Origin of the sequence: Sulfitobacter sp. M85 (assembly GCF_029285915.1) — a bacterium.
GTDB lineage: Bacteria > Pseudomonadota > Alphaproteobacteria > Rhodobacterales > Rhodobacteraceae > Sulfitobacter > Sulfitobacter faviae.
In genome coordinates, this window is sequence record NZ_JABECQ010000001.1 from 501,753 (window position 1) to 518,088 (window position 16,336).

At 60.1% G+C, this 16,336-nt stretch carries 18 protein-coding genes and 1 tRNA gene; 13 read left to right on the forward strand and 6 right to left on the reverse strand.

Annotation, left to right across the window (positions count from 1 at the left end):
- The first annotated feature begins 7 nt into the window (after positions 1–7).
- The 4 genes from HKX24_RS02520 to HKX24_RS17615 all read left to right on the forward strand — a co-directional run bounded on the left by HKX24_RS02520 (position 8) and on the right by HKX24_RS17615 (position 4,132).
- Entirely contained in the window at positions 8–616 is a 609-nt protein-coding gene (locus tag HKX24_RS02520; protein ID WP_276153786.1) for a glutathione S-transferase, read from the forward strand.
- Positions 617–806: 190 nt separating this feature from the next.
- Complete coding sequence (petA, locus tag HKX24_RS02525; RefSeq protein ID WP_276153787.1) at positions 807–1,367, forward strand: ubiquinol-cytochrome c reductase iron-sulfur subunit; 561 nt, start codon at positions 807–809, stop codon at positions 1,365–1,367.
- A 15-nt stretch (positions 1,368–1,382) separates the two neighbouring features.
- The gene (gene petB / locus HKX24_RS02530) at positions 1,383–2,726 is read left to right on the forward strand and encodes a cytochrome b (RefSeq protein WP_067265773.1); all 1,344 of its coding nucleotides are present in this window, start codon (positions 1,383–1,385) and stop codon (positions 2,724–2,726) included.
- Positions 2,727–2,737: 11 nt separating this feature from the next.
- The gene (locus tag HKX24_RS17615; RefSeq protein ID WP_346428850.1) at positions 2,738–4,132 is read left to right on the forward strand and encodes a cytochrome c1; all 1,395 of its coding nucleotides are present in this window, start codon (positions 2,738–2,740) and stop codon (positions 4,130–4,132) included.
- Between the two features lie 255 nt (positions 4,133–4,387).
- On the opposite strand, the gene mtaB is transcribed toward HKX24_RS17615, so the two are convergent.
- Both mtaB and dapF read right to left on the reverse strand, forming a co-directional pair.
- Positions 4,388–5,641, reverse strand: a complete 1,254-nt coding sequence (gene mtaB / locus HKX24_RS02540) for a tRNA (N(6)-L-threonylcarbamoyladenosine(37)-C(2))-methylthiotransferase MtaB (protein WP_276153788.1) — start codon at positions 5,639–5,641, stop codon at positions 4,388–4,390.
- A complete protein-coding gene (gene dapF / locus HKX24_RS02545; protein WP_276153831.1) occupies positions 5,638–6,471 on the reverse strand; it encodes a diaminopimelate epimerase in 834 nt (277 codons plus the stop codon). Before dapF ends, mtaB begins: the two co-directional genes overlap by 4 nt.
- 104 nt (positions 6,472–6,575) lie before the next feature.
- Here dapF and HKX24_RS02550 point away from each other — a divergent pair.
- Positions 6,576–6,651 (forward strand) — tRNA-Lys (locus tag HKX24_RS02550).
- 62 nt (positions 6,652–6,713) lie between these two features.
- On the opposite strand, the gene HKX24_RS02555 is transcribed toward HKX24_RS02550, so the two are convergent.
- Genes HKX24_RS02555 through HKX24_RS02570 form a run of 4 tightly spaced genes read right to left on the reverse strand, consistent with a single transcriptional unit; the run spans position 6,714 to position 11,051 of the window.
- Complete coding sequence (locus HKX24_RS02555) at positions 6,714–7,562, reverse strand: ABC transporter permease (protein WP_067265764.1); 849 nt, start codon at positions 7,560–7,562, stop codon at positions 6,714–6,716.
- A gap of 4 nt (positions 7,563–7,566) precedes the next feature.
- Complete coding sequence (locus HKX24_RS02560) at positions 7,567–8,796, reverse strand: ABC transporter permease (protein ID WP_276153789.1); 1,230 nt, start codon at positions 8,794–8,796, stop codon at positions 7,567–7,569.
- Between the two features lie 60 nt (positions 8,797–8,856).
- A complete protein-coding gene (locus HKX24_RS02565; protein ID WP_276153790.1) occupies positions 8,857–9,900 on the reverse strand; it encodes an ABC transporter substrate-binding protein in 1,044 nt (347 codons plus the stop codon).
- 59 nt (positions 9,901–9,959) lie between these two features.
- Complete coding sequence (locus HKX24_RS02570; RefSeq protein ID WP_067265756.1) at positions 9,960–11,051, reverse strand: ABC transporter ATP-binding protein; 1,092 nt, start codon at positions 11,049–11,051, stop codon at positions 9,960–9,962.
- A gap of 249 nt (positions 11,052–11,300) precedes the next feature.
- Between HKX24_RS02570 and HKX24_RS02575 the strand changes: the two genes are divergently transcribed.
- From HKX24_RS02575 to HKX24_RS02610, 8 genes are all read left to right on the forward strand, one after another.
- Positions 11,301–12,383 carry an FAD-dependent oxidoreductase gene (locus HKX24_RS02575; protein WP_276153791.1) on the forward strand — a complete coding sequence of 361 codons (1,083 nt, stop codon included), beginning with the start codon at positions 11,301–11,303 and terminating at the stop codon, positions 12,381–12,383.
- 118 nt (positions 12,384–12,501) lie between these two features.
- Positions 12,502–12,681 (forward strand): hypothetical protein, encoded by a 180-nt coding sequence (locus HKX24_RS02580; RefSeq protein WP_168613435.1) that lies wholly within the window; start codon positions 12,502–12,504, stop codon positions 12,679–12,681.
- Between the two features lie 74 nt (positions 12,682–12,755).
- Positions 12,756–13,151 (forward strand): response regulator, encoded by a 396-nt coding sequence (locus HKX24_RS02585; RefSeq protein ID WP_271692770.1) that lies wholly within the window; start codon positions 12,756–12,758, stop codon positions 13,149–13,151.
- Between the two features lie 255 nt (positions 13,152–13,406).
- Positions 13,407–14,594 (forward strand): integrase arm-type DNA-binding domain-containing protein, encoded by a 1,188-nt coding sequence (locus HKX24_RS02590; protein ID WP_276153792.1) that lies wholly within the window; start codon positions 13,407–13,409, stop codon positions 14,592–14,594.
- A gap of 73 nt (positions 14,595–14,667) precedes the next feature.
- Entirely contained in the window at positions 14,668–14,847 is a 180-nt protein-coding gene (locus HKX24_RS02595; RefSeq protein WP_276153793.1) for an AlpA family transcriptional regulator, read from the forward strand.
- Positions 14,840–15,520: a hypothetical protein gene (locus HKX24_RS02600; RefSeq protein WP_276153794.1), complete on the forward strand. Its 681-nt coding sequence runs from the start codon at positions 14,840–14,842 to the stop codon at positions 15,518–15,520. The genes HKX24_RS02595 and HKX24_RS02600 overlap by 8 nt, the downstream gene beginning before the upstream one ends.
- Positions 15,521–15,675: 155 nt before the next feature.
- Complete coding sequence (locus HKX24_RS17620) at positions 15,676–15,828, forward strand: hypothetical protein (RefSeq protein ID WP_346428852.1); 153 nt, start codon at positions 15,676–15,678, stop codon at positions 15,826–15,828.
- 107 nt (positions 15,829–15,935) lie between these two features.
- Positions 15,936–16,304, forward strand: a complete 369-nt coding sequence (locus HKX24_RS02610; protein ID WP_276153796.1) for a hypothetical protein — start codon at positions 15,936–15,938, stop codon at positions 16,302–16,304.
- Positions 16,305–16,336 lie beyond the last annotated feature (32 nt).

Here is a 16,336-nt window from a genome sequence, read left to right on the forward strand (position 1 = left end):
ACTTCACGTGAAACTATTTTATTCTCCAACCTCGCCCTATGTCCGCAAAGTCATGGTGCTGCTGCATGAGACCGGCCAGCTTGACGATGTGGCGCTGGAGCCGACATCGGGCACGCCGCTGGCCCCGGCAGAGGGCTTTGCCGCGCGCAACCCGCTGACCAAAGTGCCCGCGTTGGAGCGGCCAGACGGCTGTACGCTTTATGACAGCCGGGTGATCTGCGCCTATTTGGATGACCGCGCCGGGGCGGGGCTTTACCCCCAAGGCGCAAGCAGGTGGGACACTTTGACGCTGGAGGCCACGGCGGATGGGATGCTCGATGCCGCGCTTGCCATGGTCTATGAGGGCAAGCTGCGCCCCGAAGATAAACGCATGTCGGAATGGGTCGAAGGCCAGTGGGGCAAGGTCGACCGGGCCTGTAAGACGCTTAACAATCAATGGGCTGCGCATTTGGCCGGGCCCTTGGACATGGGCCAAATCGCGCTTGGCTGCGCCTTGGGATATATCGATTTTCGCCATGCTGCGCGGGATTGGCGGGCCGGAAACCCCGATCTGGCGACATGGTTCGATGCCTTTGATTCGCGCCCTGCGATGACCCATACCGCGCCGCCGCAGTAAGCGCGCCGTAATGATATTGCCACAATCGCGGTATTTTTGCCGCGTTGTGGCGCGGTTGATCCAAGATGCGCGGCTTTGACATCTGGACGGGCGCGGTCCATCCCGGTAGATAGCGGCGAGAAGTCAGGTGGCAAGGTGACGCCACCCCTATGTCTGTCGGCCAAAGTTGGCCAAGAATTGGAGTAAACCCGTGTCCCAAGCAGAAGAACACGCAGGCACCCGGAGGGATTTCCTGTATTACGCGACAGCCGGTACAGGTGCCGTCGCCGTTGGTGCCGCCGTCTGGCCGCTGGTCAACCAGATGAACCCCTCTGCCGACGTAAAGGCGCTGTCGTCCATTCGTGTGGATGTGTCCGGCGTCGAAGTCGGGACGCAGCTGACTGTGAAATGGCTGGGCAAGCCCGTGTTCATTCGCCGCCGCACCGAGGCCGAGATCGAAGAAGCAAACGCTGTCGACGTGTCCAGCCTGCCGGACCCCATCGCGCAGAACGCGAACCTTGGCGGCGATGTGCCTGCGACGGACGCGAACCGCGCCTTGGACGAAAGCGGCGAGTGGCTGGTTCAGATGGGCGTTTGCACACACCTTGGCTGCGTGCCTTTGGGTGATGCTGGCGACTTTGGCGGCTGGTTCTGCCCCTGCCACGGGTCGCACTACGATACCGCGGGCCGCATCCGTAAAGGGCCGGCTCCGCGCAACTTGCCGGTGCCTGTCGCCGAATTCGTGGACGAGTCCACGATCAAACTGGGTTAAGGGAGCGGAAGAGAGATGTCTGGAATTCCTCACGACCATTACGAGCCGAATTCGAACGGCGAAAAGTGGCTGCACCGCCGCCTTCCCATCGTTGGCCTGTTGTACGACACATTGATGATCCCCACGCCCAAGAACCTGAACTGGATGTGGATCTGGGGCATCGTGCTGACTTTCTGTCTGGCACTGCAGATCATCACCGGCATCGTTCTGGTGATGCACTACACGCCGCATGTCGATCTGGCCTTCTCGTCGGTTGAGCACATCATGCGCAACGTGAACGGCGGCTATATGATCCGCTATCTGCATATGAACGGCGCGTCGCTGTTCTTTATCGCGGTCTATGCGCATATTTTCCGTGGTCTCTACTATGGCTCCTATAAAGCCCCGCGTGAGATCACATGGATCATCGGCATGTTGATCTATCTGCTGATGATGGCCACCGGCTTTATGGGCTATGTTCTGCCTTGGGGTCAGATGTCCTTCTGGGGCGCGACCGTGATTACCGGCCTCTTTGGCGCGGTTCCCTTTGTCGGTGAAACACTGCAGACCTTCCTGCTGGGTGGACCTGCGGTTGATAACGCGACGCTGAACCGCTTCTTCTCGCTGCACTATCTGCTGCCCTTCGTGATTGCGGGCCTTGTGGTGCTGCACATCTGGGCCTTCCACACGACCGGCAACAACAACCCCACCGGGGTCGAAGTGCGCCGCACCTCGAAGGAAGACGCCAAGAAAGACACGCTGCCGTTCTGGCCCTACTTCGTGATCAAGGACTTGTTCGCGCTGGCCGTGATCCTGACGCTGTTCTTCGCGGTTGTTGGCTTCATGCCGAACTATCTGGGCCACCCGGACAACTACATCGAAGCCAACGCTCTGGCGACGCCTGCACACATCGTGCCGGAATGGTACTTCCTGCCCTTCTACGCGATCCTGCGGGCCTTCACCTCTGAGGTTTGGGTTGTGCAGATCGCGTCCTTCGTGACCGGTGGCATCATCGACGCCAAGTTCTTCGGCGTGCTGGCGATGTTCGGTGCGATTGCCGTGATGGCGCTGGTGCCATGGCTGGACACATCCTCTGTACGTTCGGGCCGGTATCGTCCGATGTTCAAATGGTGGTTCGCTCTGCTGGTGATCGACTTCTTCGCCCTGATGTGGCTGGGTGCGATGCCCGCAGAAGAGCCCTATGCGAGCTTCTCACTGATCGCTTCGGCCTATTGGTTCGCCTACTTCCTCGTGATTCTGCCCCTCTTGGGCGTGATCGAGAAGCCGCTGGCGCAGCCTGAAACCATCGAAGCCGACTTTGACGCGCATTACGCGCCCAAGGCAGGCGGCACCAAGACGCTTGTGAACCCGGCGGAATAAGGATCATGACCATGATGAAGACCAACCTCCTTTCTGCCGTGGTAACTCTGGGCCTTGCCCTGCCGGGGACGGCGGTGCTGGCGCAGGACACAGCGACAGAAGAAGAACTGCTAACAACTCCGGCGGAAACGCCGGAGGCCGAAGCCGAAACCGCGCCTGCTGAAGCGCCAGCGGCGGAAGAGGCACCTGCTGAAACTGACGCGCCCGCAGCCGAACCCGAGGTCGACGCGGCCCCGGCTGACGAACCCGCGGTTGAGGCAGCCCCTGCTGAGGACACCGCAACCGAAGAGGCACCTGCTGCCGAGGCTCCGGTTGAAGACGCACCAGCTGAAGAGGCGACAACCGAAGAAGCTCCGGCTGAAACGGCGCCTGCCGAGGAAGCACCAGTAGCGGAAGAGGCCCCGGCCGAAGAAACCGCCACTGAGGATGCTGCCACCGAGGAAGCGCCCGAAGAGGTTTCTGCCGAAGACGCCGAAGAAGCGCCTGCCGAAGAAGTCGGAGCCACGGACGAAGCGCAATCGACAGCCGAGGAAAACGCTGAAAACGAAGTGATCGCCGAAGACGATGTTGCCGGTCAGGCGCATAGTGATGACCCCAACGTGGGTGTCATGGAAGCGGAAGACCACGGCGAGGAAACTGCCGCTGAAGATCACGCCGGTGACGACGATCAGGGTGACGATTCCCACGCCACACCGCATATCGACAACATCGATTTCTCTTTCGATGGTCCGTTCGGCGGTTACGACGTAAACCAGCTCCAGCGCGGTCTGCAGATCTACACCGAGGTTTGCGCGGCCTGCCACGGTCTGGAGTATGTCGCGATGCGGACATTGTCGGACGAAACCGGTCCGAACATGCCCGAAGAGCAGGTGATCGAATACGCCAAAGGCTATGACGTCTATGACGCCGAGCTGGACGACACCCGTCCCGGCACCCCGGTCGATCACTTCCCCGGCTCCAATCTATCCAACGCACCTGACCTGTCGCTGATGGCCAAGAAGCGTGCTGCGTTCCACGGCCCCTATGGTCTGGGCATCAACCAGTTCCTGAAAGGGATCGGCGGGCCGGAGTATATCACTGCGCTTCTGACCAGCTACACCGGCAAAGAGAAAGAGCAGGCGGGCACGGTTCTCTACGAGAACACCGTTTTCCCCGGCGGCTGGATCGCCATGGCACCCCCGCTCTCCGATGGGCTGGTCGAGTTCGCGGATGAACATGCGAATGACGTGCAGCACATGTCCGAGGATGTCTCTGCCTTCCTGATGTGGACTGCTGAGCCGAAGCTGGGTGCACGCAAACAAGCTGGCTTTGCCGGGGTTGTTCTGCTGGGTCTGCTCTCGGTCCTGCTCTATCTGACCAACAAGAAGCTTTGGGCGCCGGTCAAGAACCGCCGCAAGGACGGCTGATCGGGCCACGGCTTTTGGAAATGAGAAGGGCGTCGGGAGACCGGCGCCCTTTTTTGTGGCCATGCGTAGTGACGGCGGCCATTTGGCCTAAAACCTCTCAACAGGTTCCGCCCGGTGGCACACCGGGCATCGCCCTCCCTCCCCCCCCGGAGGGCGATTTTGCGAGGTTCCATGAAGCGGAATCGTTTCGAGTACGGCAGCCCTTCCGGCCACAGCCTCGTTCTATCGCCCCCGGGGAGGGCGATGCCCTTCGCGCTAGGCGGTCAGCTGCGTGCCTGAAGTCCCGGTGATCTCGGCCCGCACGATCGCACCCTCAACTTGCGGCGCGGCAAAGTTCACCTCGGTGAACTGCGCCGTGCGGCCCATGTGGGGGTTCTCCATCAACACGTCATGTGTGCGCCCGACCTGCGCCTCAAGATGCCGTTGCACCTGCCGCTCGCCAGCCGCCCGCAACCGGGCCGCGCGTTCCTTGATCGCCGCACCGTTTACCGCGGGCATCCGTGCCGCGGGGGTGCCGGGGCGGGCGGAGTAGGGGAAGACATGCAGCCATGTCAGGTCGCATTCCTCGACCAGTTTCAGCGAGTTCTCGAACATCGCTTCGGTCTCGGTCGGGAAACCTGCGATGATATCCGCGCCAAAGGTCATGTCGGGGCGCAGCGCGCGGGCCTCTTGGGCAAACCGGATCGCGTCATCGCGCAGGTGGCGGCGCTTCATGCGCTTGAGGATCATGTCGTCGCCATGCTGCAGCGACAGATGCAGATGCGGCATCAGGCGCGGTTCGGTGGCGATGGCTTGCATCAGGTTCTCGTCCACCTCGATCGAATCGATTGAGGAGATCCGCAACCGCGGCAGGTCGGGTACCAGCTTCAGGATGCGCATCACCAAGTCGCCGAGCTTTGGCGTCGCTGGCAGATCGGCGCCCCAAGAGGTCAGATCGACCCCGGTCAACACGACCTCGTTGAAGCCCTTGTCCACCAGCCGCTTGATCTGGTCCACGACCACGCCCGCGGGCACTGAGCGGGAGTTGCCGCGGCCATAGGGGATGATGCAGAAGGTGCAGCGGTGGTCGCAGCCGTTCTGGACCTGCACATAGGCGCGGCTGCGGGTGCCGAATCCGTCGATCAGATGGCCCGCGGTCTCGGTCACCGACATGATGTCGTCGACCTGCACTGTCTCGGTCTCGCCGATGAAATCGGCGGCCATGCCCTGCCACGTCGCACCCTGCATCTTCTCGGTGTTGCCGATCACGGCATCGACCTCAGGCATGGCGTTAAAGGTCTCGGGTTCGGTCTGCGCCGCGCAGCCGGTCACGATTAACCGCGCCTCGGGATGTGCCTTGCGCAGCTTCCGGATGTCCTGCCGTGCCTTGCGGACCGCCTCGGCCGTGACCGCGCAGGTATTGACCACCACGGCGTTCTCCAGCCCTGCCTGCTCGGCGAGTTCTTTCATCGCCTCGGTCTCATAGGCGTTGAGGCGGCAGCCCATGGTGCTGAAAATCGGGGCGCTCATGTCAGGCTCTCCAGAAACTCGGGGGTGAGGCTGCCGGAGAAAACATGCATCGTCGGCCCGGTCATCCAGACGCCATCCTCGCGCCAGTCGATATGCAGCGTGCCGCCGTCGAGATCGATGCGCACGGCACGGCCCGTGAGGCCCCGACGCGCGGCGGCTACGGCGGTGGCGCAGGAGGAGGAACCCGAGGCGAGCGTCACGCCGACGCCGCGCTCCCAAACGCGCATGCGGATATGGTCCGGCCCGACGATCTGCGCGACCTGCACGTTGGTGCGCTCGGGGTAGAGCGGATCATGCTCGGCGCGGGGGCCGAGGTCGGAAAGGTCCACCGCTTCGGCATCCTCGACGAAAAAGGTGCAATGCGGATTGCCCATGCCGGTGGCTGTCGGATCGCCGTCGATCGGCAGGTGCAGCGTGTCCATCTCGCGCGCCAGCGGCACCTCGTCCCACTTCAGCTGCGGGTGGCCCATGTTGACCGAGGTCAAGCCACCCCCGGCGTCTTTCGCTGCCAGATCGCCACGCGCGGTGGTCAGATGCAGCGAATCGCGGCCTGTGTCGTCCATCAGATAGCGCGCGATGCAGCGGGTGGCGTTGCCGCAGGCGGCGGAAAGGGAGCCGTCGCTGTTGTAAAAGGTCAGATGCGCGTTGCCCGTCCCGCGCGTGATCACCGCAAGCTGATCGAATCCCACGCCAAATTGCCGGTGCCCGATGGCCTGTGCCATCGCCGGGGTTACGTCGATTCCTTCCGCGCGTGCATCGAACACGACGAAATCATTGCCAAGCCCATGCATCTTCATGAAGGGCAAACCGGGGGTCTGATCGCTGTACATTCGGCGCATATAACCCCGGCATGAAAACTAATCCAGCATCTCGCAAGATTTTCGTAATTAAGGGCTTGACCCTGCCGCCCGTAATTTCTAGTTACCCGCCTAGTGGGCCGTTAGCTCAGTTGGTAGAGCAACTGACTTTTAATCAGTAGGTCGATGGTTCGAACCCATCACGGCTCACCACTCACCCCCCTCCTTAAATGGTTATGGATCAGGTGTTTGGTGCCGCCCTCGGGCGGTTTCGCCTATTCCTGACCGCGCAGCCGGGCCGAGCGTCGGCGCAGGGCTTCCAGCACAAAAAGCATCGTCGCCGAGAGCACCACCAGCAGCGTCGCCACCGCCAGAATCGTCGGGTTGATCTGCTCGCGCAGGCCCGAGAACATCTGCCGCGGAATCGTGCGCTGCTCTGGCCCCGCGAGGAACAGCACCAACACCACCTCGTCGAAGGAGGTCACGAAAGCAAAAAGCCCGCCCGAGATCACGCCGGGGCGGATGAGCGGAATCACCACGTCCCAGAACACCTTGATCGGCGAAGCGCCGAGGCTTAGCCCCGCGACGAAGAGCGACCGGTCGAATCCGCTGAGCGTGGCGGTGACGGTGATGATGACAAAGGGCACGCCAAGGGCGGCATGGGCGATGATCAGCCCGGTGAAGGTGCCCACGAGGTTGAACTGCGTGTAGAAAAAGAACATGCCCGCCGCGATGATGATCAGCGGCACAATCATGGGCGACAGCAGCAACGCCGTGATCACCCGTTTGAATGGCATCCAAGGCGAGGCGAGGCCCACCGCCGCCAGCGTGCCCAGCACAGTGGCGATGCTGGCCGCCGCGATGCCGATGACGAAGGAGTTGCGGATCGCGATGCGCCATTTCTGATCATCGACGATCTCCTGATACCAGCGCGTCGAATAGGCGTCCGGGTCGAGCGACAGCATGCCTTGGGTGAAGGTGAAGAAGGGCTCGGCATTGAACGACAGCGGCATGATGACGAGGATCGGCAGCATCAAGAACACCAGCACCAGCCCCGCCATAATGCGCAGGCCATAGTGCCCCGCCTTGTGCCAGATCGTGTAATAGTCGGGCAGTTGGCTCATGACGTCATCCCAGCTTAAGGTTGTCGGTGCCGACGAAACGGTCGAACAGCCAGTAGAGAACGAGGATCAGGATCAGCAGGAGCGAGCCCAAGGCCGCCGCCAGTTCCCAGTTGTTGGACACCTGCATGTGGAAGGCGATGATGTTCGAGATCATCTGCCCATCAGTGCCGCCGACCAGCGCGGGCGTGATGTAGTAGCCGACCGAGATGATGAAGACCAAGAGCGCCCCGGCAGAGAGGCCCGGCAGGCTCATCGGCAGGTAGATTTTGTACCACGCGCCGATCGGATTAGACCCCATGGAGATCGCCGCGCGCATGAAGCTCGAATCGATCCCGCGCATCACCGCGTAGAGCGGCAGCACCATGAAGGGCAGCAGGATGTGGGTCATGGCGAGGATGGTGGAGAACTCGTTGTAGAGCAGCTCAATGGGCTCGTTGATCAGCCCGGCCCAGAGCAGGGAGGAGTTCACCACGCCCCCGGCTTGCAACAGCGCGATCCACGCGGTGGTGCGCACCAAGAGCGAGGTCCAGAAGGGCAGCAGGACGAAGACCATCAGGAAGTTCGCCGTCGCGGGGCTGGCCTGCGACATGTAGAAAGCAAGCGGATAGCCCAGCAGCATCGTCAGCCCGGTGATGATCAGCGCCATCTTCAGCGTTTTGGTGTAGAGCTGTTTGTAGATCTGCGTGTCGCGTTGGACGATGTCCCCTTCGGAGTCGTATTCCATATCGACAGCGGTGAGGTAGTAGCTTGAGGTATAGACCTGCCCGGCGCTGCGGATCGCGCGCCAAGTGGCGGGCTTGGCCCAACGGTCGTTCTTTTCCAGCAGCATCTCTGCGCCATTGGCGGTAAGCTCGGCATCCTCGGCGCGGCGCAGGCCCCGGGCGGTGGATTTGATGACGCTCGACATGCCCGGCAGGGCGCGGTTGATCTCATCGGCGAACCTGCCGGAGGTGCGGTTGTTTGCCATCCGCTTCATGTCGATGGCCATCTGGGTGATGACCGCCGTGTCGGGCAGGCTCTCGCCCTCCCAGTCTTCGAGCATCTCCAGCGTTTCGGGCACCAGTTCGGCCACGGTGGGGTTGTAGACGCTGCGGAACAGCATCGTGGTGATCGGCGCGACAAAGGCGAAAAGGATGAAGAGCAGCAGCGGCACCACGAAAAGAAACGCCTGCAGGCGGCGTCTGCGCATTTGGCGACGGGCATTGGCGGCGTCTTGGGAAGTGAGGCTGGACACGCGGTTACTCATCTATAGGGGTTGGGTGCCCCGCGCCCGGTCAGGCGCGGGGCGGGGTGCTTATTGCAGCAGCCATTCGTTGAACTTCTCGCCCAACGTCTCGCCATAGTCGGCCCAGAAGATGCCATCGGCTTTGACGCCTTCGTCAAGATGCGCGGTGGGCAGGTCTTGTTTCACGTCCTCGGGCAGCAGCGCTTGGGCAGAGGCGCGGGTCGGGCCATAGGCCACGTCCTGCATGCCCGAGAGCGGCACGGTGCCGGTGGCGAATTTGATGAACTCCATCGCCTCTTCTTTCTTCTCGGTGCCCTTCATGATGGCCCAAACGTCGAGGTCATAGATGTGGCTGTCCCAGACGATTTCGAAGGGGGCGCCATCGTCCTTGATCGCGGCGAAGATGCGGCCATTGGCGGATTGCACCATGGTCGCCCCGCCGTCGTTCAGCAGCACGGGGGCCTGCGACCAGCTGTCGTACCAAGTGATGGCGTCCTTGATGGTGTCGAGCTTGGCAAAGGCGCGTTTCTGCCCCTCTTCGGTGGCCAACACCTCATAGACTTCTTCCGGGGCGACGCCATCGGCCAGCAGCGCCCATTCCATGTTGACCTGCGGCCGCTTGCGCAGACCGCGTTTGCCGGGGAACGCCTCCGTATCAAAGAAGTCTTCGATGGTTTTCGGGCCTTCGCCGTTCTCGGTGTTCACGGCAAAGACGACGGACCAGACGATATTGCCCACGCCGCATTCATTGGCCAGCGCGTCATCGATGAAGTCATCCGCCGCTGGGGTGCCATCGTCGCCATCGGGCAGAACCGATTGGTCGATCACTTCCAGATAGCCCTCGGCACAGGCGCGTTCGAGGTCGATCACCTCAATGTCGACGACATCCCACAGGATGTTGCCCGCCTCGACCTGCGCCTTCATCTCGGCCACGCCGCCGCCGTAGTCTTCGAACAGGATGTTGGTGCCGGATTTATCCATATAGGGCTGGATCATATGCTCCATCTGCGCGGCGCCATAGGCCCCGCCGAAGGACGTCACCGTCAGATCCTCGGCCAAGGCGGGGCTGGCGATCAGCGCCGCGGTGGCCAGATAACTCAGATGCTTCTTCATCGGTCTCTCCTTGTCATGTCCAGGTTTTATGCGGGGCCCCGGTTTGCCCCCGGTCGCCCTTAATTGGCAAAGGCGATGCAGTCTTTCGTCAGGGACAACAGCTGCGCCGTCGCGCCCTCTTCGAACTCAGGCGCGGACAGGTCATTGAGCACTTTGACGATAATGTCGGTGCCGTCCGGCAGGCGGAAATAATATCGGATGAAATCTCCCACATAGATGCGCGTGACGAAGGTTGCCGTCAGCGCGTTGTCATGGGCGTGGGTCGTGGGATGGATGAACAGTTTCTCGGGACGGATCGAGACGCGGCATTGCGCGCCTTCGGTCAGCCCTTCGGAGGTTTGCGTGGTGATCGTGCCGGTATCGGTTTCGACCTTGGCGATCTCGCCTTCGATCCGGGTGACGCGGCCCTGCACGAAGTTGTTCTCGCCGATGAACTCGGCCACGAAGGCATTCACCGGGCGCTCGTACAATTCCGCGGGCGGGGCGCATTGCTGCACCACACCGTCGTTGAAGACGGCGATCCGGTCGGACATCGACAGCGCCTCGGTCTGGTCGTGGGTGACGTAGATGACGGTAAAGCCGATCTGCTTGTGTAAGCGGGTGATCTCAAACTGCATCTGTTCGCGCAGGTTCTTGTCGAGCGCGCCCAGAGGTTCGTCCATCAGGATGAGCGTCGGCTGGAAGATCATCGCGCGGGCCAGCGCCACGCGCTGCCGTTGCCCGCCCGAAAGCTGCCCGGGGCGACGGTCGCCAAAGGCCGAAAGTTCCACCAGCGACAGATACTCGGCCACACGCTCTTGGATATCCGCCTTGGACATTTTGCGCACGCTCAGCGGATAGGCGAGGTTTTCGGCCACGGTCATATGCGGGAACAGCGCGTAGTTCTGGAACACCATGCCGATGTTGCGCTTGTTCGGCGCGGTCTTATTGATCGACCGGCCATTGATGGCGATATCGCCTGAGGTGACGCTTTCAAACCCCGCCAGCATCATTAAGACGGTGGTCTTGCCCGAGCCCGAGGGGCCAAGAAGGGTAATGAACTCCCCCTCCTGCACATCCATGTCGAAGCCTTTGACGACGAGATTTTCCTGATCGTAGCTCTTCTTGACGTTATCGAAACGCAGAAAAGTCTCTGCTTTGGTGTCTTTCATTGTGTCGCGGCTCTCCCTGTCGCTGGGGGGAGTTAAGCAGGTGCGATGATTCTAAACAATATGTTGCACCATTTAAGAGAATCGCGCCCTTCCCGGCGCTTATCGCATGGGCATTTAGCCCCCCGTGATGGCAGGATCGGCGGCTTTCGCCACGTTCTGCGAGAAATCGGTGATAGGGCACCTATGTAGAAAGCTGACCGCGTGGGCAGACTGTCCGGCAGGCGAAACCGATCAAAAGGAGAGGCACCGATGGGCAAGCGTATCGCAATCGTAGGGGGCGGCTATTTGGGGGCCGAACTGGGCAAGGCGATGGACCAGATCGCCGAGGTGACCTTGATCGAGCCGCGCAGTCATTTCGTACATGCCTCCGCGATGATCCGCGCCGTGGTGCAGCCCAGTTTGGTTGAGGAATCGCTGATCCCCTATGACCGTTTGTTGAAACGGGGCCGCGTTGTCGCGGCGCGGGCGACTGATGTCGATGGCGAGGGTGTCACGCTGGAGGACGGCACGCGGGTCGAGGCGGATTACATCGTCGTCGCCACCGGCTCGGACTATGCGACGCCGTTCAAGCCCAAGGGCGCAGATATCGACGGGCTGCGGGCCGCGAACCAAGAGACGCGTGAAAAACTGCTGGCGGCCAAGACCGTGGGCATCATCGGCGCGGGCGCTGTCGGGGTCGAGCTAGCCGGTGAGATCGCCCATGCCATGCCCGACAAAGAGATCACCCTGATCACCAAAGACGACAAGCTTTTTGCCGGAAAGCCCGACAGCCTCGGTGCCTCGCTGAGCAGAAAGCTGAAGCGCGCCGGGGTGGAGCTGATCCTTGGCAAGAAGGCCGAAGGGCTCGCCTCCATGACAGAGCCACATGCGGGCAGCCTCACCCTCGACGGCGGGGCGGAGCGGACGTTCGATCTGATCTTCCCCGTCTTGGGCGCGCGCGCCGCGTCAGAATTGTTGAAGCACCTGCCGGGGGCCGAGGTCACCGCTGCGGAGCGGATCAAGACCGATGGCTATCTGCGCCCCTCATCCCTGCCCAATGTCTTTGCCGCGGGGGATGTGGCGGACCCCGGCGACAATATGACCATCGTCGCGGTCAGCCGGCAGTTGCCATGGCTGAGAAAGACCCTCACCGGGCTGATCACGGGCCGCAAACTGGGGGATATGAAAACCTATCGCCCTTGGGGGGCGGAGGCACCGATTCTGCTGCCCTTGGGGCCGGTGCGCGGCAATAGCTTTTTGATGCTCTTCACTGCGGGCGATTGGGTGACGCAAAAGATGAAGGGTGCGCATCTCTTTGTGTCGAAGTACCAAAAGCTGCTGAACAGGCATTAACCGCAGCCCGAGGGTGGGGCGCTCTATACCTTAGAATAGGGCGCTTATCCCGACGCCAGCAGGCATTGCGCGGCGAGATGTGTGAAGGTTGAGACAAGTCAACTCAGGAGCACAAGCCATGTCCATTCAGTTCAGCAACAGTTTCGACGCCGCCCAAGCCGTTACCGAAATCACCCCGATCACCGCCTGCGTCAGCATGGGCAAATACGCGACCGCGCAGGGGGAGCTTATCTGGCAAAGGGGTGAGATCGCCTGCGTGCGTTCCGACTCGGCGATGTTCGTCGGCAAACGCATTTAAGCATTCACGTCATATTAAGTCTCTCACCACTAGGGTGACCCTTGGGGCGTGATTAAAGTGTAAGGCGGGGCGTAATGAACTGGAATGCAATCGTTATCGACGATTCTGAAATCGCGCGACAGTTCATCCAAGCGTCCCTCGCCGAGGTCGGGTTTTCCTGCGTGGCAGATTATGGCTGCCCCGCCCAAGCTCTGGTCGCGCTGACGCAGAAGCGGATCGCGACGGATGTGATCATCACAGATTTCATGATGCCCGCGATGGATGGGCTTGAGTTCTGTAGCCATGTCAGGGGCTTGCCGTTCTATCGGGGCATACCGGTCGTCATGATCTCGACCCGGAAAGACGCCGATCTGCTGCGCCGCGCTTTGGCGGCGGGGGCAAGCGATTGTTTGAAAAAGCCTTTCAGCCTGGCCGAGCTTGCTACGCGGCTACAGCTTTGCCTGCAAAACGCGGGTGTCCGCGCCCAATAGGGCCGTGCGTGACCGGCGGGTCGCAGCGCCCCGAAGGGATGGTGCGTCGGGGCCGTTTAAGGCCTGATCTTTAGTCAATCATCTGTCGGGGAATATGGTGCCCAGGAGAGGCATTGAACTAACGTATCATCTAGTGTCAGCCTGTTTCATCAAATATGCAAAGCTTTGTTTTTAATGCGTTTGGTTGTATCATCCTGTTTCATCCGGTCCCATGCTATGCTACATATAGGGGTGGATTGAGAGGGGGATAGGAATTTGGCGGCATTGAACAAGCTTTCTTCGGCCAAGGTCAGAACCGCCCCTCCCGGCAAGTACTCAGACGGGGGAGGGCTTTGGCTGGTAAAGCGCGAAGATGGCGGCGCTCAGTGGGTGCTGCGTGTTACTGTTCATGGGCGACGCCGCGAGATGGGTATCGGCAACCTTCAGGCTGTTTCGTTGAAGGAAGCAAGAGCAGCGGCAGAGAAATGGCGGGCTGTGGTGCGAGAGGGCAAAGACCCCATCAAAGAGCGTGACCGGCTAAAGCGATTGGCCGCTAAGGATGAGCACACACTCTCATCAGTGGCGCTGGAGGCATTCGAGGCTCGCAAGGCTCAGCTTAAGGGTGACGGTAAGGCCGGGCGCTGGTTCTCCCCGCTCGAACTGCATGTGCTTCCGAAAATCGGCAAGGTTCCTGTCGAGGAAATCGACCAGCAGGATATCAAGAACGCACTAGAACCCATCTGGCACGAGAAGGCGGACACGGCCCGCAAAGCAATGAACCGCCTGAACATCACGCTTGAGCATGCAGCGGCTATGGGCCTTAACGTGGATCTTCAGGCAATCATGAAAGCGAAAGCGCTTCTGGGGAAGTCGCGTCACAAGGCAAAGAACATTCCCTATATGCCTTGGCCAGAGGTGCCAGCTTTCTACAAAAGCCTTGTTGAGCAGACGCCCACCCATCTTGCATTGCGCCTGCTGATCCTGACAACGGTTCGGTCATATGGAATTCGCTTCTGTCATTTGGATCAAATCGAAGGCGGCGTATGGACCGTACCCGAAGATAACATGAAGGGGCAGGTGGGTGCCGTAACCGATTTTCGAGTGCCGCTATCGAAAGAGGCTCTCGCCGTCATAGAACTAGCGAAGCCGCTGGCGCGGGATGGATACCTGTTCCCAGGTGTTCGGAGGAAAGTAATTTCTGATGCAGCGATGAGCCGCCATATGGAGCGGCAGGGGTTGGATGCTCGTCCGCATGGATTTCGATCAAGCTTCAAGACCTGGTGCGAAGAAACCACCGATGTACCCGAAGTGGTTGTTGAAACGTCATTGGCGCATGTCGATGGCAATAAGGTCAAGCGGTCTTACCGCCGTACTGACCTGCTAGAGCGCCGCCGTCCGCTAATGGCGCGCTGGGCGAACCACGTAACCGGCAAGAACGCCAGCAAGGTGATTAAAATTGCCTGATTCCCGTATCTTAAATCTTGTAGAAACCAAGTGCCGGTATGAATGGCATCATTCATTTAACAAAGAGATAACGATGACTGATAAAATTCTACGCTGCCGGGACGTACAGGAGGTGACAGGTCTAAGCAGGTCCACGATTTACCGGATGATGGATCGGGATGACTTCCCGAAGGCTACCAAGCTAGGCGTTCGCGCCATTGGGTGGCGGCAGAGTGCTGTTGCCGATTGGATTGAGGGGCGCTGTGATGGATGAAGGGCAGGAAAACACCGTAATCGGTTTTGGTTATATACAGATAGGCCTATTGCTCGAGAAGGTTCGGCAGGCGGGCGGGTCGATCCCTAGTAAATACTACGTGCAACAGGGTTGCGAACAGGACGCCGTTCGGGCGGCGAGACTGAAACTAGGAGGTGATATCTCCAATGCATTTATGTGGTACGACCTTCATCCGCGCCTGACGCAGAAAGGTGCCGCGAACAAAAGGCTGAAAGCGCTAGTCAGGATAGAATCCCGGATGGCGTCAGTCCTTGAGGATATTAATGAGAATGGCTTGGCAAATGAAATTTCCCCTCTTGTTCGCAGGAACGTGGATACCGGGGTGGGCTACCACGAAATAGTGGATGGCATGGATGCTCTGCGTAAAGCGGTGATGAGATTAAGGCGAGAAACTGGTGATCCTGAACCGCCACTGAAGATAAATCAGTCACAGAATTCTCTCCTGCTAGAGCGTCTAACTAAGGTATATCGTGAAGGCATTGGTATGGACCCGCTGGACGGATTGGGACGCAATTATCATGACTTGAGTGGACCATTCCCCGAATTCCTGCGATCCGCTTATCAACTTCGTGGGTTAGAAAGGCCAAGCGATGCGGGGCTTGAAAAGGCTTTGGAGCGTGCAGGCTTGCTCGGAGCTTCCGACAACCATTGAATATTCTTTCCGGAATGTCGGAACGCTACCATTGGCAATAGTCTCAAATATGCTCTTATTAGTTCAGTCAGTTGAACCGCGCATCAGCGCCTTCTGGAGACTGACAGATGCATATCACAGACCCGCTTATCCGAGATCACGAATGTGCTGCCATGATGGGTTGCTCGAAGGCGACATTCTGGCGTCGAGTAGCTGACGGGACTATTCGTCCAGCTATCAAAATTGGCGGCATGTCTCGCTGGCGTCGCAGCGATATCGAAGTTGTTATCGAAGCCGCCGCCGCTCATCGCGAAAAAGAAGCAGCCTAAGAGAAAACCCCAGCCGTACGAGGACGAGCCGGGGCGAAATTTCTTTTCAGCGGTGAACAAGAGATAGCGCATTTGGCCCGTCCTTTCAACAAGAAAGGAAAACGGCAATGAACATCAACACAGACTTCGGTGTCAGCACCGACCGCCCACCCGCAAACGCCCTGCGCGTCGAGAAGTGGAGCGACATGCCCAAGGGCACCGCCCCGGCTCGCTATGAAGTTGTGGCCGAAGACGGGACAACAAAGACCTTTACCTTGGCAAAGGGCAATCGGATCATCCTTGATGCCCTGATCCAGCGGCCTGTCTACTGCGCTAGCCCAGTGCGCATCTCTGACCGGGTTTGCATCCTGCGCCGTGACTACGGGGTGCCTATCACCAAGGAAATGTACGTTAACGATACTGCCACAGACCGAGCGAGGTTCGGTGTGTATTTTCTCAGCGGCACTGTTCGCCGCATTGATGGGGGTGCAGCGTGATTATGGCCCTTAAAATCCAGATTGCCCGCTTG